This window comes from Paraburkholderia diazotrophica (assembly GCF_900108945.1).
Lineage (GTDB): Bacteria > Pseudomonadota > Gammaproteobacteria > Burkholderiales > Burkholderiaceae > Paraburkholderia > Paraburkholderia diazotrophica.
The window spans coordinates 108,422-128,493 of the sequence record NZ_FNYE01000021.1; the positions used below are offsets into that span (position 1 = coordinate 108,422).

General features: G+C 63.1%; 15 protein-coding genes. 4 read left to right on the forward strand and 11 right to left on the reverse strand.

What is annotated here, in order from left to right; translation table 11 throughout:
- Window positions 1-17 precede the first annotated feature (17 nt).
- On the forward strand, window positions 18-1,799 hold the full coding sequence (locus BMW76_RS24485; protein ID WP_090869874.1) for a ShlB/FhaC/HecB family hemolysin secretion/activation protein: 1,782 nt from the start codon (window positions 18-20) through the stop codon (window positions 1,797-1,799).
- A gap of 46 nt (window positions 1,800-1,845) precedes the next feature.
- Here BMW76_RS24485 and BMW76_RS24490 read toward each other — a convergent pair whose 3' ends face one another.
- The 4 genes from BMW76_RS24490 to BMW76_RS24505 form a co-directional block, all read right to left on the reverse strand.
- Window positions 1,846-4,869, reverse strand: a complete 3,024-nt coding sequence (locus tag BMW76_RS24490; protein ID WP_090869876.1) for an FAD-binding and (Fe-S)-binding domain-containing protein — start codon at window positions 4,867-4,869, stop codon at window positions 1,846-1,848.
- Between the two features lie 69 nt (window positions 4,870-4,938).
- Window positions 4,939-5,688, reverse strand: coding sequence for a 2-keto-4-pentenoate hydratase (locus tag BMW76_RS24495; RefSeq protein ID WP_090869879.1), 750 nt, complete (start codon window positions 5,686-5,688; stop codon window positions 4,939-4,941).
- Window positions 5,689-5,705: 17 nt separating this feature from the next.
- Entirely contained in the window at window positions 5,706-6,992 is a 1,287-nt protein-coding gene (locus tag BMW76_RS24500; protein ID WP_090869881.1) for an MFS transporter, read from the reverse strand.
- A 246-nt stretch (window positions 6,993-7,238) separates the two neighbouring features.
- Complete coding sequence (locus BMW76_RS24505) at window positions 7,239-8,459, reverse strand: pyridoxal-phosphate-dependent aminotransferase family protein (RefSeq protein WP_090869883.1); 1,221 nt, start codon at window positions 8,457-8,459, stop codon at window positions 7,239-7,241.
- 142 nt (window positions 8,460-8,601) lie between these two features.
- Here BMW76_RS24505 and BMW76_RS24510 point away from each other — a divergent pair, with 142 nt between their 5' ends.
- On the forward strand, window positions 8,602-9,297 hold the full coding sequence (locus tag BMW76_RS24510; RefSeq protein WP_090869886.1) for a GntR family transcriptional regulator: 696 nt from the start codon (window positions 8,602-8,604) through the stop codon (window positions 9,295-9,297).
- Window positions 9,298-9,396: 99 nt separating this feature from the next.
- Here BMW76_RS24510 and BMW76_RS24515 read toward each other — a convergent pair whose 3' ends face one another.
- The 4 genes from BMW76_RS24515 to BMW76_RS24530 form a co-directional block, all read right to left on the reverse strand.
- The gene (locus BMW76_RS24515) at window positions 9,397-10,740 is read right to left on the reverse strand and encodes an MFS transporter (RefSeq protein ID WP_090869888.1); all 1,344 of its coding nucleotides are present in this window, start codon (window positions 10,738-10,740) and stop codon (window positions 9,397-9,399) included.
- A gap of 70 nt (window positions 10,741-10,810) precedes the next feature.
- A complete protein-coding gene (locus BMW76_RS24520; RefSeq protein ID WP_090869890.1) occupies window positions 10,811-11,761 on the reverse strand; it encodes a hydroxymethylglutaryl-CoA lyase in 951 nt (316 codons plus the stop codon).
- Window positions 11,758-12,951, reverse strand: a complete 1,194-nt coding sequence (locus tag BMW76_RS24525; protein ID WP_090869892.1) for a CaiB/BaiF CoA transferase family protein — start codon at window positions 12,949-12,951, stop codon at window positions 11,758-11,760. Before BMW76_RS24525 ends, BMW76_RS24520 begins: the two co-directional genes overlap by 4 nt.
- A gap of 110 nt (window positions 12,952-13,061) precedes the next feature.
- Entirely contained in the window at window positions 13,062-13,988 is a 927-nt protein-coding gene (locus BMW76_RS24530; RefSeq protein ID WP_090869895.1) for a LysR family transcriptional regulator, read from the reverse strand.
- 217 nt (window positions 13,989-14,205) lie between these two features.
- On the opposite strand from BMW76_RS24530, the gene BMW76_RS24535 reads away from it, so the two are divergent.
- Window positions 14,206-15,165: a GlxA family transcriptional regulator gene (locus tag BMW76_RS24535; protein WP_090869898.1), complete on the forward strand. Its 960-nt coding sequence runs from the start codon at window positions 14,206-14,208 to the stop codon at window positions 15,163-15,165.
- Between the two features lie 51 nt (window positions 15,166-15,216).
- The gene (locus BMW76_RS24540; protein WP_090869900.1) at window positions 15,217-15,963 is read left to right on the forward strand and encodes an SDR family oxidoreductase; all 747 of its coding nucleotides are present in this window, start codon (window positions 15,217-15,219) and stop codon (window positions 15,961-15,963) included.
- 262 nt (window positions 15,964-16,225) lie between these two features.
- Here BMW76_RS24540 and tssE read toward each other — a convergent pair whose 3' ends face one another.
- From tssE to BMW76_RS24555, 3 genes are all read right to left on the reverse strand, one after another.
- Window positions 16,226-16,663 carry a type VI secretion system baseplate subunit TssE gene (tssE, locus tag BMW76_RS24545; protein WP_090869902.1) on the reverse strand — a complete coding sequence of 146 codons (438 nt, stop codon included), beginning with the start codon at window positions 16,661-16,663 and terminating at the stop codon, window positions 16,226-16,228.
- Window positions 16,660-19,470, reverse strand: a complete 2,811-nt coding sequence (gene tssH / locus BMW76_RS24550) for a type VI secretion system ATPase TssH (protein ID WP_090869904.1) — start codon at window positions 19,468-19,470, stop codon at window positions 16,660-16,662. The genes tssE and tssH overlap by 4 nt, the downstream gene beginning before the upstream one ends.
- 102 nt (window positions 19,471-19,572) lie before the next feature.
- Window positions 19,573-20,058, reverse strand: a complete 486-nt coding sequence (locus BMW76_RS24555) for an Hcp family type VI secretion system effector (protein WP_090869906.1) — start codon at window positions 20,056-20,058, stop codon at window positions 19,573-19,575.
- Between the last annotated feature and the right edge of the window lie 14 nt (window positions 20,059-20,072).

Below are 20,072 nucleotides of genomic sequence, written 5' to 3' on the forward strand. Positions count from 1 at the left end.
CAGGGACCAACTCAACAATGAAAATCAGTAAGAGGCTGGCGGCTTTGCCGCTCACAGCCCTGGTAACACTCGCCTCCGCGCAACGCGCGCCGACGCCAGCAGACGAAGCCGCAGCCGCTCGCGCGAACGGCGAACAGAACCAGCAGTTACAGCAGCAGCGCGACGCACAGCAGCGCACGCAAACGGTCAACGCTCCAGCCGTGCGCTCCACCGCACCCAAGGCCGAAGGCTTTCCCGTACTGCCGACTGAATCGCCGTGTTTCCGTATCGACACGTTCGCGCTCGAAGTACCGTCAACGTTACCCGATGCGATCCGCAAGCGCGGCGTGTCCGCACTCCCGCTCGATCCGTTGGCATTCGCGCGTGATTGGCTCGACCACTACAAGGGCCAATGCATCGGCAAGGCCGGACTCAACACGCTCACAAAAGGTTTGCAGCAAACAATCCTGAGTCACGGCTACGTGACAACGCGCGTCCTGCTGCCTGAACAGGACGTATCGAGGGGCACGCTGAAAATTGCACTCGTACCTGGCGTCGTGCGGCATCTGCGCTTTGCCGATCCAGACACGCGCGGTACGTGGAAGTCGGCGTTTCCCGCACACGACGGCGACCTGCTAAACCTGCGCGACCTCGAACAGGGCTTGGAGCAGATGAAGCGCGTAGCGTCGCAGGACGTGGACATGAAGATCGAGCCCACCGAAGCACCAGGCGAAAGTGACGTCGTGATTACGGTGAAGCGTTCCAAGCCCTGGAGCGTCGTCGCATCGGTCGACAACTCGGGCACGAAAGCAACCGGCAAGTGGCAAGGCAATATCAGTGTCGGCCTCGACAACCCGCTCGGGCTGAACGACGTGCTCGCACTCGGCGCAAACCAGGACCTGTCATTCGGCAACAAGACGCTTGGCTCGCACGGCTTCAATGGCTCGTACTCCGTGCCTTGGGGCTACTGGACGGCGACGCTCTCGGGTAACACGAACACCTACTATCAACCACTGGCAGGCGTGAACCAGACGTTCGTGTCGAGCGGCAACGCACAGACTGCCGCTCTCCGACTCGCGCGCGTCCTCTCGCGCAGCCAGAACGACGTATTCGGTATGGAGCTGCAACTGTCGAAGCGCTTCGGCGAGAGCTTCATCGACGGCACGACCATACCGATCCAGCACCGCAACAACACATTCATCGAGGCAGGCGTGACCGACCGCCATTACTTCGGCGCGTCGCAATTCGACGGCACGCTTGCGTATCGACAGGGCATTCGCGACCTCGGCGCAACGGGCGACCCTGACCCAACCCTGTATTTCGCCACCGACGACAGCAAGCCGCGCCCGACCTACCTGTACAAAATGGTCGTGCTCGATGCGAACCTGTCAGTGCCGTTCTCCATCGCGTCACAAAACTTTCGCTACGTGACGACCCTTCACGGCCAGTACACGAACGACACGCTGTTCTTCATCGATGACCTGACGATCGGCAGCCGCTACACGGTACGCGGTTTCGACGGCGAAACGATGCTCGCGGCAGAAAAAGGCTTTTACTGGCGCAACGAACTGCAATGGCCGATCGGACAGACAGGACAGGCGCTCTACGCCGGAATCGACTACGGACGCGTGTTCGGTCCGAACACAGCGATACTGGCGGGAACGCAACTCGCGGGCGCGGTCATCGGCATTCGCGGCCGCGTGCCGGCGAAGTATGCGGGGCTCTCTTTTGACCTGTTCGCGGGCACGCCGATCTACAAACCGGCCGGCTTCCCAACCGCGCGCGTGACGATCGGCCTCCAGATGATCGCGCAGTTCTAGAAACCAGAGAACCAACCGACCGCCCTCTGCCGCCTGCGCAATAGCACTACCCCAACGCCCGCACCAACACCCGCGCAACATGCACCGCCTCCACACCCGCGCCGTCGTGAATCTGATGACGGCAACTCGTCCCGTCGGCGACCATCACCGTGTTCGCGCCGATCTTGCGCACGGCGGGCAGTAACGACAACTCGGCCATCGCCATCGATGCGTCGTAATGCTCCGCCTCATATCCGAAGCTGCCCGCCATTCCGCAGCACGACGATTCGACCGTCGACACCTTCAGATCGGGAATCCATTTCAGCACGGTTTGCACGGGCGAAAACGCATCGAACGCCTTCTGATGACAATGACCATGCACGAGCGCCTGATTCACACCACCGCCTAGCGGCTTCAATTCGAGCTTCAGGCGGCCGGCCTTCTGCTCGCTGACGAGAAACTCCTCGAACAGCATCGCGCGCTTCGACAGACGCTGCGCTTCTTCGCCGAAGCCGTATTGCAGATACTCGTCACGCAATGACAGCAGACACGACGGCTCCAGCCCGACCACGGACACGCCTCGCTCGACGAACGGCCTAAACGCATCGAGCGTTCTGCGCGCCTCGCGCTTCGCTTCGTCGACGAGACCCGCTGCGAGGAACGTGCGCCCGCAGCACAGAGGACGCTCCCCTGCCCGCGTATTGAAGTGCACGGTATAGCCCGCTGCTTCGAGCACCTGTTGCGCGGCGCGCGCGTTCTCCGGTTCGATGCTGTTGTTGAACGTATCGACGAATAGCAGCACTTCTTTCTGTGCTTGCTTCGAAGCATTAGAAGATGCAGCGTTCACATCGGCGTCGCTCAGAAACGGTTTGACGAAGCGCGGCAACGAACGCTGCGGCGCGAAGCCTAACGCGCGCTTGATCGACGGCAAGTTCGCAGCGAATGCGAACACGCCGGGCATGCTGGCCGCCAGCGCCGCATAACGCGGCATGAACGCGATCATCTTCTCGCGCAAGCGTAGACCGTGCTTTTGCACCCATGCAGCGCGCGCCTCGATCTTGAACTTCGCCACGTCGATGCCCGTCGGGCAATCGCGCTTGCAGCCCTTGCACGACACGCACAGATCGAGCGTATCCTTCACGTCCTCGCTCGCGAGCCCTTCCGCCCCAAGCTGTCCCGACAGCGCAAGCCGCAAGGTATTCGCGCGCCCACGCGTCACATGCTGCTCGTCCTTCGTCACGCGATAGCTCGGGCACATCGTGCCCGCATCGAACTTGCGGCAATGCCCGTTGTTGTTGCACATCTCGACGGCTTTTGCGAGGCCGCCCGCCAGATCGCTGCCCGTTCCGGGCGCCGTTTCGACGCCCGTCAGCGGATCCCGCTCGACATTCCACGTCGACCAGTCGAGCGCGGGTGTCAACGCGCGCACCTTGTATCCGGGCGCAAAGCGGAAGTTGTGCGTATCGTCCATCTTCGGCGGACGCACGATCTTGTCGGGATTCATCCGGTTGTCGGGATCGAAAAGCGCCTTGATCTCGCTGAACGCCTGATTGATGCGCGGACCGTATTGCCACGCGACCCATTCGCCGCGGCACAAACCATCGCCATGCTCGCCCGAATACGCGCCCTTGTATTCGCGCACGAGCGCGGCCGCTTCTTCTGCGATGTCACGCATCTTCTTTGCGCCGTCGCGTCGCATGTCGAGAATGGGCCGTACGTGCAACGTGCCGACGCTCGCATGCGCGTACCACGTCCCTTCCGTGCCGTTGCGATGAAACACGTCCGTGAGCCGGCTCGTGTATTCGGCGAGATGTTCGAGCGGCACCGCACAATCTTCGATGAACGATACGGGCTTGCCATCGCCCTTCATGCTCATCATGATGTTGAGGCCCGCCTTGCGCACTTCCCACAGCGCCTTCTGCTCGGCGGCGTCGGGCATCTGCACGACGGAATCGGGCAAGCCGAGATCGGCCATCAGCTCCGTCAGCTGCCTGAGCGACGCAAGCTGCGCATCGCGATCCTCGCCGGCGAACTCGACGAGCAGAATCGCTTCCGGCCTGCCGACCAGCGCTTTTTCGATCACGGGCCGGAACGCAGGATTGCTCATCGCGAGCTCGATCATCGTGCGATCGACCAGTTCGACAGCGACGGGCTTGAGCTCCACGATGTGCTGCGTGAGGTCCATCGCCTGCCAGAACGTCGGGAAGTTCACCACGCCCAGCGTCTTGTATGCGGGCAGTGGCGCGAGCCTCAGCGTCAACTGGCGGCTGAACGCGAGCGTACCCTCCGAGCCGACGAGCAGATGCGCGAGATTTGCAAAGCCATCGTCGGTATAGTCGCGCGGATTCTGGCAATCGAACAGATCGATGTTGTAGCCCGCGACGCGCCGCAACACCTTCGGCACCTGCGCGACGATCTCGTCGCGCTCGCGTAGCGCAATCGCCTTCACGCCTTCGAGAATCTGCTGCAAGCGCGCGCCCTGCGGCGCGTTGCGCAGCGAAGCGAAATGCGCTTCGCTGCCGTCCGCGAGAATCGCGTCGATCGCTTCGACGTTGTGGACCATGTTGCCGTATTCGATCGAGCGCGAGCCACACGAGTTGTTGCCCGCCATCCCGCCGATCGTGCATTGCGCCGCCGTCGACACATCGACGGGAAACCACAGGCCATGCGGCTTCAGCCATGCATTCAGATGATCGAGCACGATGCCGGGCTCGACCGTCACCGTGCGCTTGTCCTTGTCGAAATCGATGACCTGATTGAGCCATTTGCTCGTATCGACGACGAGCGCCTCGCCCACCGTCTGTCCGCACTGGCTCGAACCCGCGCCGCGCGCGAGCAGCGGCACGTGCTCGCTGCGCGCGATGTCCAGCGCGACACGCAGATCGTCCTGATCGCACGGCACGACGACACCGATCGGCGTGATCTGATAGATCGACGCATCCGTCGAATAACGGCCACGGCTTGCGGCATCGAACAGCACATCGCCGCGCAGTTCCTTGCGCAGCCGGTTCGCGAGCGGCGTCCCCATGCGCGCCGACGACGGCACGAGATGGATCGGTTTGACGAGCAGAGTGGAGTTGGCGTTCGACATGTGCTTCGGCCTGTGAGAATGCCTGGAAGGCGAGGCTTATAGGCGATAGGCGAGCCCTGAAGAGCGGGACTATTCGAGCGTGACGCTGACGGGCGCGAGCCCTTCGATGTGTCCGCGCGCGGTGCCCGCCTCCTGTGGGAAGAACATGCCCGTATAAGAACCCGTCGTCACGATCATGTCGGGCGTCACGGCAATGCCGCAATGCTGCGTGCAGTGATTGACGAGCCACGTCAGCAGACGCCGCGGGTCGCCGCACGGATTCGACGGCGCCGCCTTCACGACGTCGCGCCCTTCGAACGAGAACGTAAGCGAAGGCGCAACGAACGGAAAATCGCGCCGGTACTTCGTGAACTCGCCGACAATCAACGCGCCGTGATTCTGCAAGTCCGCGAGTTGCGCGAGCTTGTCGACGTTGGGCCACTGCTCGAAGCGGCTCGCGACGATTTCGATCGTGGCCGCCATCGAGTCGATTGCGTCGAGCACCTCCACTTCATGATACGCGTCCTCGGCCGGTTCGAAACGCCGGTTGAAGCGGAACGCGATTTCCAGTTCGAGGCCGAGCGGCTTGTAGTGAGCGCGCGGCAGACGCGCGCCGTCGGCGTGCAGATCGGTCGATGGCAGCGGCGCGCCTTGAATCGCGCCCTCGGTGGATTTCGCGCCGATTTTCCAGCCGCCGATGCGCGCGCCGCGCGATGCCAGCAGCTCGTGCTGGATCGCGTAAGCGGCGCTTGCGTCGGCGGGAATCAGTTCGGTCGAAAGCGACGCGAGCGTCGTGTGATCGGCGCGCGCGTCGGCGAGTTGTCGGCTCAGCATGTTCATTCAGACGTTAGCAAGGTTCACGCATTGAAGCGCGTGGCAGGTTGTGCGCCCGGCTCGGCGCCGACTGCGAAACGGCTTTCCGGTTGCATGCGGAACGCGAGCACGACGCCGATCGCCATCAGCAACATGCTGCCCACAAAAGGCAGTTCCCAGTTGCCGAACGAATCGATCAGATAGCCCGACAGCACAGGCGAAATGATCGCCGCGAGCGCCGAGCCCGTATTCATCATGCCGCTCGCCGTGCCCGCGTATTCCGGCGCGATGTCCATCGGAATCGCCCACATCGGCCCGATCGTCATCTCGGCAAAGAAGAAGCCCGACGACAGGCACACCATCGACACATACACGTTGTGCGTAAGCATCAACGGCACCAGCGACGCAAGCGTGAGCAGCATGCAGATCGACACCATCCAGCTGCGCGCGCGCTTGAGGCTGCCCGTGCGCTCGAAGAGCTTGTCGGTGACGATGCCGCCGAGCGTATCGCCGATCACGCCCGCGAAGAACACCGCCGAAGCGAACACAGCCGACTTCTTCAGATCGAGGTGATAGCTGTGCAGGAAGTACTGCGGAATCCAGCTCAAGAAAAGCCACAACGTCCAGCCATAGCAGAAGTACACGACGGTCACGGGCGCCATGCGCTTGAAGAGCGCTTTCCACGGCACGTTTGCGGTCTTGGCCTTCGGCGCGGGCAGCACGTCGAGTTCCGCCTGCGTGATGCGGCGATGCTCTTTCGGATGCTCGGTGAACGTCAGCGCCCACACGACGACCCACAGCAAGCTGAAGGCGCCGCAGATATAGAACGATTCGCGCCAGCCCCACGTTGTCATCACGAGCACGATCGCGCCGGGTGCAACGGCATTGCCGATGCGCGCCGCCGAGTGCGTGATGCCTTGCGCGAAGCCGCGTTTTTCTTTCGCGACCCAGCGCGACATCGCAGCCGTCGCGGCAGGAAAGGTCGCGCCTTCGCCGAAGCCGAGCAGCACGCGCGCGCACAGCAGCGAGACCAGGCCGCCCGCGAAGCCCGTCAACAGCGTGGCGAGGGCCCAGATAGCGCCGCACGCGATCAGCGTACGCTTCGCGCCGAAGCGATCGCTAACCCAGCCGCCGATGATCTGGAACACGAGATACGGATACGCGAAGGCCGAGAAGACGAGCCCGGCTTCCGTATGCGAAAGATGAAACTCCTTGCCGAAGCCCGCAGCCGCCGTACTGACGTTGACGCGGTCAAGGTAGGTGATGAAGTACATGATGCATAGCATCAGTAGAACGATACTGGTCGCACTGGTCACACGAAACCGCTTCATCGTCTGTCTCCGTTGCTTGCGACGGCGGGTTCGCGCGGGCTGTTCAGCCGTGATGCCGCGCGAGCCGCCGTCTGCGTGGTCTGCCGTTTGCGTTGATCGCGTCTGTGGTGCTGTTCGCTTGCGTGCTTCTTTCTTGTTGTCGTGTGTCGCGTTGACGAGGCGTGCGGATCACTGCGTCTCGTCATCGTCTTCGAATGAAGAAAGCAGTGTGATTCGCTTCCTTCACCGCTGATGTTTATCGGCGGATCACGCGGCCGCCTTGAGCTTCGGCGCGTTCGGCTGCGACATCAGGAACTCCATCGCGGCGGGCAGTCCGCTGGCAGCGATGGGCACGCCCGCGAGTTGCAGGCCCATTTCGACGCCCGCGAGCGTCGCCATCAGCGTGAGGTCGTTGCAGTCGCCCAGATGGCCGATACGGAACATGCGCCCCTTCATCTTGCCGAGGCCCGTACCGAGCGACATGTCGAAGCGTTCGTAGATGACCTTGCGCACGGCATCGGCATCGATGCCCTCCGGCATCATCACGCCCGTCAGCACGGGGCTATAGACGGACGGATCGACGCATTGAATCTCGAGGCCCCACGCGCGCACTGCGCGGCGGCAAGCTTCTGCGAGACGGTCGTGACGCGCGAACACGTTGTCGAGCCCTTCGCCGAGAATCATGTCGAGCGCTTCTGATAGCCCGTACAGCAGGTTCGTGTTCGGCGTATACGGCCAGTAGCCGCTCTTGTTCATTTCGATGATTTCGGCCCAGTCCCAGAACGCGCGCGGCAGCTTCGCGTGTTTGCCCGCCTCGATCGCCTTCTGCGAAACCGCGTTGAAGCTGATGCCGGGCGGCAGCATCAAGCCCTTCTGCGAGCCGGACACGGTCACGTCCACGCCCCATTCGTCGTGGCGATAGTCGGCGCACGCGAGGCCCGAGATCGTATCGACAAGCAGCAGCGCCGGATGGCCCGCCGCATCGATCGCACGACGCACGGCCGCGATGTCGGACGTGACGCCCGTCGACGTTTCGTTGTGCACGACGCACACGGCCTTGATCGCATGCTGCGTATCTTCGCGCAGACGCGCTTCGATCATCTGCGGCTGCACGCCGCGTCGCCAGCCTTCGATGCCGGGCAGGCCCAGGAACTCCGGCTTCAGGCCGAGGTTGTCGGCCATCTTTTTCCACAGCGTCGCGAAGTGGCCCGTCTCGTACATCAGCACGTGATCGCCGGGGCTCAGCGTGTTCGACAGCGCGGCCTCCCAGGCGCCCGTGCCCGACGCCGGATAGATTACGACGGGTTGCTGCGTCTTGAAGATCTTCTTGATGCCTTCGAGCACTTTCAGGCCCAGCGCGCCGAACTCGGGACCGCGATGGTCGATGGTCGGACAGCTCATCGCCCGCAGGATGCGGTCGGGCACCGGGCTCGGACCCGGTATCTGCAAAAAGTGGCGGCCTGCGGGATGAAAGTCGAGCTTCAGCATCGGTCGATCTCCTCGATTGAATTTTGCATGCAAAAAACTATAACAACGGATCGCGATCGGCCCAAGGCAGTGTTTACCCGCGCATTTCCTCGGAAAGACTTGCATGCTTTAAAATCGGTGCATATCGCTTGAGGATTTTTGTATGCAAAATTCGGACATTGACGCAGGCCTGACACCGCCTCCCCTGATGCCGAAGGTCGAACGCCAGCGTCTGCACGACACGGTGGTCGAACACATCCGGCGCTTCATCGTCGAAGGCGTGCTGGAGCCGGGCAAGAAGCTGAATGAACGCGAGTTGTGCGAGACGCTCGGCATTTCGCGTACGCCGTTGCGCGAGGCGCTGAAGGTGCTCGCGGCGGAAGGGCTGATCGATATCGAGCCGAATCGCGGCGCGTCGGTGTCGAAGATGTCGGAAGCGGAGATACGTGAGACGTTCGAGCTGATGAGCGGGCTCGAGGCGTTTTCAGGCGAACTGGCCGCCGAGCGCATGACGGCTGCCGAGCTGGCCGACATCAAGGCACTGCACTATGCGATGCTCGCGTGCCGCACGCAAAACGATCTGGCCGGCTACTACAGCCGCAATCAGGCGATTCACGACAAGATCAACGAGGCCGCGCGCAATTCGGCACTGCGTCAGACGTACGTGGCGGTGAACCGCAGATTGCAGGCGCTGCGCTTTCGCTCGAACTTTCAGACCCCGAAGTGGGATCGCGCGATCCACGATCACGATGAAATGCTGAAGGCGCTGGAGGCCCGCGACGGCAAGCGTCTTAGCGCGATCTTGCGGCAACATCTGCTGGATAAGCGCGATGCCGTGTTGCAGATACAGTCGCGGTAGGATGCGGCGGCGGGGAAGTTGGAGGCTTGAAATGCAGGCTTGAAATGAAGAACGCACGGCGGGTTGCCGTGCGTTTTTTATCATCGGATCGCGAACCCATCACCCATTCGCCCGCCCCGTATGATCCCTCTGCCGCAGCGACTGTGGCAGACCATACAGAACGATCAACGCGCAGATCAGGCTCAACGCGCCGATCACATACAACGCCGGAGTCGTGCTTCCCGTTACATCGCGCACGCGCCCGACCATCACCGGGCTCACGATTCCGCCCAACTGTCCCAGCGTATTGATCAGCGCGATACCGCCCGCGGCGCCCGCGCCCGTCACGAGCTTCGGCGGCAGTGCCCAGAACGCAGGAATCGAAGCGATCACGCCCGCGCCGAGCACGGCGAGCGCCACGACGAGCATCACGGTCTGCTTGTCGAAGAAGCCTGCGGCAAAGAATCCGACAGCCGCCATCACCAGCAGCGCGCTCACGAACTTGCGGCGCTCGCCCGACGCGTCCGACATTCGCCCCACCACCACCATGCAGATAGCGCCGCAGATATACGGCACGGCCGTCAACAAACCGATGACCGTCGGGTTGTGCGTGCCGGCGCTGCGGATCAGATGCGGCGCCCAGAAATTGAGGCCGTAAGACGCGATCTGAATCAGGAAATAGACGAGGCCCAGCGTGAGAAACCCAGGTGTGCGGATCGCGCCGAGCAGCGAGTGACCGTGCGCCGTCGGCTGCGCCTGCTGCGCGACCTGAGTCGACAGATACGTCTTCTCGGCGGGCGACAGCCACCCCGCATCGTCGATGCGATCCTTCAGTACCTTGAGCACGAGAATGCCCAGCACGACGCACGGCAAGCCGCCCAGCATGAAGAGCCAATGCCAGCCGCGAATGCCGAACACGCCGTCCATCTGACCGAGCACGAGACCTGAAATCGGCGCGCCGACCAGACCCGAAAACGCCGATGCAAGAAACAGCAGCGACGTGATACGTCCGCGATAGCTCGCCGGAAACCACAGCGTCAAGTAGTAGAGCACGCCCGGCGCAAAGCCCGCTTCCATTGCGCCGATCACGAAGCGCAGTCCATAGAACTGCCATTCGTTCGTGACGAAGACCATTGCCGCCGTCGCGAGCCCCCATGAAATCATGATCCGCGCGATCCATTTGCGCGCGCCGACCTTGTACAGCAGCATGTTGCTCGGCACTTCAAAGAGCACATAGCCGATCACGAAGAGACTTGCGCCGAGACCATACGCAGTATCGGAAAAGCCGAGATCGCTTTGCAGCTGGAACTTCGCGAAGCTGATGTTGATACGGTCGAAGAATGCGAACAGGTAGCAGATCATAATGAGCGGCATTAGCCGCCACGCTACCTTCCTGATGATGTCGGCGGTCGCCGATAGCTTGTCGTCGCGGCCGTCGGCCGCTACTGCGCCTGGTGTGCTCATGCTTGTCTCCACGCCGGATTCGGCGATGCCGTCCGGTCGTCAGTGTTGTTGTCGAAGTAAATGAAATGCGTCAGATGGCCCGCACGTAATCGGGCACGGGATGTACATCGCAATTGCGGCCTGCCTTCATCAGTTGCCCCGGCACGTCGTGCCCGAGCAGTGCCGGCAGCGTGCGCGACAACGCAATCAGCTTCTGCAAGTCGACGCCCGTTGGAATGCCCATTTCGTCGCACATGTTGACGAGGTCTTCCGTGCAGATGTTGCCCGACGCGCCCGGCGCGAACGGGCATCCGCCAAGGCCGCCGAGCGCCGCGTCGAAACGGCGCGCACCCGCTTCATACGCGGCCAGCACGTTCGCGAGACCGAGGCCGCGCGTGTTGTGAAAGTGCAGCGTGAGCGCGTCGGCAGGCACGCGTTGCAATACGCGCTTGACGAGCCGCGTGACCTGGCGCGGGTTCGCCATGCCTGTCGTATCCGCGAGCGTGATGCCGTTGATGCCCATTTCGCGGTACGTGTCGACGATCGACACCACGCGATCTTCGTCGATCGCGCCTTCGAACGGGCAGCCGAATGCCGTCGCGACCGTCGCATTCATCGACACCGTGAAGTGCCGCGCGAGCCGCACGATATCGCCGAACGCATCGAGCGACGCTTCGCAGCTCATGCGCATGTTCGCGCGGTTGTGCGTCTGGCTCGCGGACATCACGAGGTTCAACTCGTCGGCGCGCGCAGCGAGCGCGCGCTCGGCGCCCTTCACGTTGGGTACGAGCGCAACGAAGATGACGCCTTCGCGTCGCTGGATCTGCGTAAAAACCGCCTCGCCGTCGCGCAGCGCGGGAATCGCTTTCGGCGAAACGAACGAGCCTGCCTCGATGCGCGTAAAGCCCGCCGTCGACAGCTGATCGATCAGCGCGATCTTGTCGGCTGTTTCGACCCACGTCGGCTCGATTTGCAAGCCGTCGCGCGGCGCGACTTCCTGCACGATCAGCCGGTCGAACCGGATATCGTCGTCAAAGTTCATTGCACAGCTCCTTCGCGGCGCAGCCGCTCGATTTCGCTTTGTTCATAGCCGAGATCCGCCAGCACGCTCGACGTGTGCTCGCCGAGCGTCGGCCCTTGCCAGCGCACTTCGCCCGGCGTCTCTGACAGCTTCGGCACGATGCCCGGCATCTTCACCGATGCGCCGCCCGGCAAGTCGGCCTTCAGCAACATCTCGCGCGCCTGATAGTGCGGATCGGCGACGATGTCGGCCACGGAATAGATGCGGCCCGACGGTACTTCAGCGCTTTCGAGCGCGGCCAGCACGTCGTCGATCGAGTGATGCGAGGTCCACGCGGTGATCGCGGCATCGAGCATCGCGGTCTGCGCGACGCGGCCATCGTTGCGTGCGAGCGCGGGATCGTCGGCGAGATCGGGGCGGCCGATCACATGCATCAGTCGCTTGAAGATGGGATCGCTATTGCCCGCGATCACGACGAAGCCGCCGTCTTCCGTGCGATACGTGTTCGACGGCGCAATGCCCGGCAACGCGCCGCCGCTGCGCTCGCGCACATGGCCAAGCAGATCGAATTCGGGCACGAGGCTTTCCATCAGGTTGAACACGCTCTCGACGAGCGACACGTCCACCACCTGCCCGTCGCCCTGTCCCGTCTTCACGCGCAGCACCGACATCAGCGCGCCGATCACGCCATGCAGCGACGCGAGCGAGTCGCCGAGGCTCACGCCGACGCGCGCCGGCGCGCCGTCGACATCGCCTGTCGTGTAGCGAATGCCGCCCATCGCCTCGCCGATCGCGCCAAAGCCCGGACGATCGCGATACGGGCCCGTCTGTCCGTAGCCGGAAATGCGGACCATCGTGAGCTTCGGGTTGATCGCGTGCAGCACATCCCAGCCCAAGCCGAGCTTTTCGAGCGCGCCGGGGCGCAGGTTTTCGATGACGATGTCGGCGTCGGCGGCGAGACGCTTGACGACGTCGGCGCCTTCGGCCGACTTGAGATTCACGCAGATCGACTTCTTGTTGCGCGATTGCAGATACCACCAGAGCGACGTGCCCTCATGCAGCTTGCGCCACTTGCGCAGCGGGTCGCCCGTTTCGGGTGCTTCGATCTTGATGACTTCCGCGCCGAACTCGGCAAGCAGCCGCGCGGCGAACGGCGCCGCGATCAGCGTGCCGATTTCGACGACGCGGATACCTTGCAACGGACCACTCATGTTGCTGTCTCCAATGTGAATTCATGTTGGAGACAAGGTTAGAAGCGCGGCCGCCGCAGCGTCCAACCGCATTTCGCCAACGGCCGTTCGCGGTTCGCGAACGGTCCGCGCTAAGCCTTGCTGGACAAGGCTTCGACAGATCGCAGATGGTCGAACAAGAGCTTTGCGACGGGCGAAAGGCGCGCCGCGTCGCGCGTGACGATGATCAGATCGCGCTCGGCCCAGTCGTCTTCGAGCGCGACGCTGACGAGGCCCAGAGGCCGCCCCATGATGCGGTAGACGTTGATCGGCAGCACGCCGACGCCCATGCCCGCCTGGATCATCCGGCACACGGCGTCGAAGCCCGGCACGTGGATGCGCAGCTTGAGCGGCTTGCCCGCCTGGCGCGCGGCCATATGCGTGCGCGCGTTGATCGAACTGGCCGAATGCAGGCCGACGTGATCGCTGTCGAGCGTTTCCGCGAACGCAACGCTCGTGCGTTCCGCGAGGCGATGATCGTCGCGCATCACGACACACAGCGCATCGTGCCGGTAGTGCGTCGCTTCGAGGCCGCGCGCGTCCGCTTCGCCGGAACAGATGCCGAGATCGGCGAGACTGTCCGCGACGGCTTCGACGACGCCGCCGCTCGGCCGCTCTTCGAGATCGATCTTCACGCGTTCGTTGACGGCGAGAAACGCGCGCAAATCTTCAGGCAGGAATTCAACGATCGCGGAGAGGTTCGCCATCATCCGCACATAGCCGCGCACGCCGCTCGCGTGGCCCGCGAGTTCGATGCCAATGTTCTCGATGCCGCGCATCACGCGGCGTGCGTGATGCAGCAGCGTTTCCCCTGCGGGCGTGAGCGTCATGCCGCGCGCGTTGCGCTGAAAGAGCGTCGCGCCGACCGCCTGCTCGAGTTCGAGCAGACGCTTGCTCGCTGCGGATACGGCGATGGCCTCGCGTTCCGCAGCGCGCGTCAGCGTGCCTTCCTCATAGACGGCGATGAAGAGTTGCAAGGTCGTGAGGTCAAGGCGGCGGTGGAGGTTCTTCAGGGTCATGGCGAATACGATGACGCGCAGTGTCGAGACTGCAATGCGTGATATTGTGCCGCGAATCGTGCCGTGACCCCGCTTTGAATGCTCCCGATGGATACATCTCCGCTATTCGCGCTGCTCCTGCGCTGCGCTGCGCGGCGTGGCTGCCTGCGCGCCGGCCTCAAAAGCGGATTTGCTATCCTGTGCGCTCTTTTCAACGCGTTGCCTGCGAGGTCATCGAATGCCGAGCGTCGCCATAGCGATCTTTCCGGGCGTCCAGGCGCTGGATGTCGCCGGTCCCGTCGATGTCTTCTCCGAAGCGAACGGTTTCATCGATGGCAACCACCGCTATGAAGTGACGCTGCTCGCCGCCGACAGCAAGCCGCTGCGCGCATCGAACGGCATCACGTTCATCGCCGACGAAACATTCGACCAGAAGCGCTCGGACTTCGATCTCGCGTTGATCGCCGGTGGCCCTGCGTTGCCGGAGAATGTGCCCGATCCGCGCCTCACGGACTGGCTCGCGAACGTCGCATCGCAATGCAGGCGCTACGGCTCGATCTGCACGGGCGCGTTCGCGTTGGGTCACGCGGGCCTGCTCGACGAGCGCAACGTCACGACGCATTGGCAGCACGCGCAACAGCTCGCGACGCAATTCCCGAAAGCGCGCGTCGACTTCGATCGCATTTATCTGCGCGACGACCGGCTCGTGACATCGGCGGGCGTGACGGCGGGCATCGATCTCGCGCTTGCGCTCGTCGCCGAGGATCACGGCCCGCAGACCGCGCTGAAAGTAGCGAAGCGTCTCGTGGTGTTCTCGCAGCGTCAGGGCGGGCAATCGCAGTTCAGCCCTTACCTGACCGCGCCCGCCGACGAAAGCTCGCCCGTCGCAAAGGTGCTGGAGCACGTGATGGCGAACATCCGCGAGAACTTCACGGTCAGACAGTTGGCCGACGTCGCGGGAATGAGCGCGCGCAATTTCGCGCGAATCTTCGTGCAGGATACGGGCGTGACGCCGCATGAGTTCGTCGAGCGCGCGCGGATGGACGCGGCGCGCAAGCTGCTGGAAAGCAGCGGCGCGGCGCTCAAGACCATTGCGTACGATTGCGGCTTCGGCACGGCCGATCGCATGCGTATCGTGTTCACGAAGCGTATTGGCGCGACGCCGAAGCAATACCGCGAGCGCTTCCGGCAAGAGTGAGACCTGCGTGAGAAAATGTCCGGCACATCAACGGCTCTTTAGAACCTCGACATGAACGCTACTACTTCCGTTCGCGCCATCGTCACCGGTCATACGCGCGGCCTCGGCGCGGCGCTCGCCGAACAGCTGCTCGCGCAAGGCATTGCCGTGCTCGGCATTTCACGCTCGCGCAATGATGCGCTCATCGGGCGGCAGGATGTCGAACAGGTCGAAGTCGATCTGTCGAATGCGGAACGCCTCACGCAATTCGTCTCCGGCGACACGTTGCGCAATTTCCTGAAAGGCGCGCAAACGGCGCTACTGTTCAACAATGCGGGCATGGTCCAACCGATCGGCCCCGTCGAAGGGCAGGATATCGCCGCGATCGCGCAAGCCGTCACGCTGAACGTGTCCGCGCCGTTGATGCTGGCGAGCGCGTTCGCCGCTGCGAGTCCCGATGCCGGCGATCGGCGGATCGTCCATATTTCCAGCGGCGCCGCGCGTCATCCGTACTCGGGCTGGAGCATCTACTGCGCGACGAAGTCCGCGCTCGATCATCACGCGCGCTCCGTCGCGCTCGACGAGAACCGGGCGCTGCGCATTTGCAGCGTCGCGCCGGGTGTCGTCGATACGAACATGCAGGCGGAGATTCGCAGCACGGGGCTCGACAAGTTCCCGATGCGCGAGAAGTTCGAGGAACTGAAGAGCAGCGGCAAACTGTCGACGCCGGAAGAGTCGGCGGCCAAGCTGATCAGCTACGCGTTGAGCGATACATTCGGCGCCGTGGCGACTGCGGATGTGCGGGAGTTGCCGCAGTAAGCGCGCAGTCGTGTAGCGCAGGAGTGAAGTCCCGAAAAGCCTCACCTTTGCTTGAGGCAACCTGATCGTGGACATCATGAACGGCCCCATTGCGGACTCGCCGCTCTTCAGAAAAACGCGAAATTGCCGGGAAATGCGGGCTTTTTCATGCATTCTTCGCAGCAGCGATCCTGCTTGAGGTGCGTGAGAAACGCCCCGGAAGACTCACTCCCGAATATCCTCACCTCAAAGCATCTGGACCGCGATACGCAAATCGGGAAGCTTAGTATCGGTCGGCGTCACGGTTCAGCATTTTCAGCCGCGTGCGTCCGTCCGGCGTGAAGTGCGTGCCGAAGCGCACGAGCCCGTCCGTGCGCAAATGACAAGCCATCGTGAAACTCAGCAGCATGCCCGGCGCGGTCGCTTCGATGCTGATCTCGATGCTGGACAGACGCGGTTCGTATTTGAGCAGCGTGACCTCGATCTCACGCCTGAGTTTGTGCGCGGACGCCGGCAAGTGCCGGTATATCTCGGACAGGTCGTCGAGCCCATAGTCCGGCAGATGCGCGAGACCGTTGCGGCGGCTGTTCAGTATCCGATGGATGTTGTCCTGCACGGACAGAAACGTCTGTGTCTGGGCGTCGAACTCGTCGATGGCGACGCCATTCGCGAAATGTCCCGTCAACATCTCGAAGAGCCCAGGTCCGCCGCCCCCGCTCATACGGGTGCCTCGACTCCGAGCGGCGCGTCTTCGAAATCGACGATCATGCCGTCCGTGTCGCTGCACGACAACCGTATGCGATTCGGCAATCTGCCCTTCGCCGAGCGCAGCAGCAGTTCGCGCGACAGCACAGGCAGAATCTGCTGATCGAGCAGACCATCGATGTTGCGCGCGCCTGAATCCGGCGTCTGACACGCGCGCACCAGTTCATCGATCAACGTATCGTCGCAGGCGAGTGAGACTTCGAAACGCCTTGCAATCCGTTGCGCGACCTTGTCGAGCTTCATCCGAACGATGGTCGCGAGCGCCGCTGCGGACAGCGGCCGATAGATCACCGTCTGAAAACGCGCGAGCAACGCCGGCTGGAAATGATCGAGCAGCGCCGGCCGAACCGCTTCCATCAGCATCGCATCGCTGACGGGTTCCTCGCCCGAATCCGGGTGTGCTTCGACAACAGGTTCATTGTCGGTTTCTCGCGGCGCCTCGCCCGCAGCGTCGTTTGCTGTGTCGATTGCGGCCATGATCTGCTCGCTTGCCAGGTTCGACGTCATCAGAATCACCGTGTTGCGAAAGTCGATGACGCGTCCTTCGCCGTCGCGCATGAAGCCTCGGTCGAACACCTGATAGAACAGGTTCAACACGTCGCGGTGCGCCTTCTCCACTTCGTCCAGCAGGATCACGCTATACGGACGCTGACGCACCGCTTCCGTCAGCACGCCGCCCTGGCCATAGCCGACATAGCCAGGAGGCGAGCCCTTCAACTGCGAAACGGTATGCGCTTCCTGATACTCCGACAGATTGATCGTGATGAGTGCGCGCTCGCCGCCAAACATCAGGTCGGCGAGCGCGCGCGCCGTTTCCGTTTTGCCGACACCCGACGGGCCCACCAGCAGAAATACGCCTAGCGGCGATTCGTCCGATTTGAGGCCTGCCTTCGCCGCGCGCAGACTTCTGCCGAGCGCGGCAAGCGCCTCGCCCTGCCCCACCACGACGCGCGCCAGCCGCGTCTCCAGTTCGAGCAGCGTCGCGAGTTCGTCTTCGAGCAGACTGCCGACGGGAACGCCCGTCCAGTCGGCGATCACATCTGCGATCGACGCCTCGTCGACTTCCGCATGGACCAGTGCGTCACTGCCGTGCTGCGCGAGTGCGGCGTGCGCCTCGCGCATGGACCGCTGCAACGCGTCGCGCGTCGCATCGTCCGATGCCATTCGCCATTGCTCGCGCAACGCGACGATGCGCGCCGCCGTTTCCTTTTGTGTAGCGAGCGTGTCTTTCAGTGCCCGCAGATCGGTGTCCAGTTCGCCACGCCGCGAATCGATCGCCTCGATGCGCTCGCCCACATCAGCGGATGCCGCCGCCTGATCTTCGACCAGCGCCTTGCGCTCGACCTCGAGCGCTGCGCTCTCAGCCTCGCGCGTGGCGATTGCCAGAGGCGTCGCCTCGCAACTCATCCGCACGCGCGCGGCCGCGGTGTCGAGCAGATCGACAGCCTTGTCCGGCAACTGACGCCCCGTCAGATAGCGTCGCGACAGCCGCACGGCGGCCGCGACGGCAGCGTCGGTGATATGCACGTAATGGTGCTGCGCGTAGCGCTCCTTTAGTCCACGCAGCATCAGACAGGCGTTGTCGTCGTCCGGCTCGTCGACCTTGACCATCTGGAAGCGCCGTTCGAGCGCGGCGTCGCGCTCGAAGTACTGCTTGTATTCCGACCATGTCGTCGCAGCGATTGTCCGCAGTTCTCCGCGCGCAAGCGCGGGCTTCAACAGATTCGCCGCGTCGGCGCCGCCCGCGGAATTGCCAGCCCCGATCAGCGTGTGTGCTTCGTCGATGAACAACAGGATCGGCACGGGCGATTGCTGGACTGCTTCGATGACGTTCTTCAGGCGCTGCTCGAATTCGCCCTTCACGCCTGCGCCCGCCTGCAAGAGTCCGAGATCGAGCGTCAGCACGGTGACGTTGCGAATGGCGAGCGGCACATCGCCTTGCGCGATTTTCAGCGACAGCCCTTCGACAAGCGCCGTCTTGCCGACACCGGGATCGCCAACCAGAATCGGATTGTTCTTGCGCCGGCGCGCGAGAATGTCGACCATCTGACGGATCTCGACATCGCGGCCGAAGACAGGATCGATGCGTCCTTCTCGCGCCTTCTGCGTAATGTCGATCGTGAATCGCGAGAGTGCATCGTTCGAGTGCTGCCTGCTGACGGGTTGACGATCCATATGCTCCACGGGCGCCTCCGGCAGCGCGTGATCGCCGCTGGATAAAGAGCCGGCCGGCATTGACTCCGCTTGCGACAGTGTCGTCGCATTCGCGCGGGCGCGCGGCGCCTCGACGGAAACACAGTCGAGCTCCGGCATGAGCCGCTCGATCTGCGCAGGCGATACCGACAGCAACGCCCACGCATCCGGCGCGCGGAGCAGCGAAGGCGTATCGGCGAGCGCAGCCAGCAGATGCGCCGAGCGAATGGCCGCATCGCCCGTGCGCGACGTTTCAAGCGACGCCCGCATCCACGCTGCTTCCAGCAGTTGCCCGAGACGGTTGGACAATCCCGGCTTGCCGCGCAACTCGTGCGGCAGCCGGTCGATCGCGCCCAGCAGACCGTTCCAGATCGCGTCGGCGTCCAGTTCATAGCGCCGCAGGATCGCGACGAGATCGCCATCGCCGAGTTCGAGCAGCTTGATGAGCCAGTGCTCGACCTCGATGTCGCGATGGGCGCGCGTTTCGCACAGACTCGCAGCATCGGCGAGCGCTTGCGCGCAATGATCGTTGAGACGACGCAGGAACGGGGAAAAATCTCGGGCAATCATGGCAGAAGGAAAACTGGGAGGAAGCCGGTCCGCGCGAACGGACCGGAAACGATGACGGCCTCCGGATAGGCCCAAGCGGGGAGGCCCGTCACGATGCAGCGCTTACGAGCGCTCGTTCCACGTGTCGGAGTGGATGATGTTGCCGTCCTTGTACGACCAGGTGATCTTCTCGTAGCGCAGTTCCACTTCTTCGAGATGGTTGTGCTTCTCGAAGTCGGGGATCTTGATGTCGAGCATCTTCGGTCGCACGGCAACGACCTTGACGTTGTCGAGCTTCGTGTTGAAGTATTCCTTCTCCTTGCCCGCATCGTCGATCTTGTACCACTTGATTTCGACCGACTTCAGCGTCTGACCGCTCGTTACGGCCTTGTACAGATACGGCGTCGATGCATCCGTTTCCTTCGTGAAGGTGATCGGCGCGTGCACGCGGGTGCCCGTCAGCTTGCCGGTGTTGCCGTCGGTCGGAATGTGGATGCCGTGATCGAACGCCACCACTTCCACGCTGCCCTCGCGATCGTGGACGGTGACCGAGCCCTTGATGTCGGCGCCACCGTCATCCTTGAGCCACATATATGCGGGAATTGCCATTTCTTCTTCTCCTT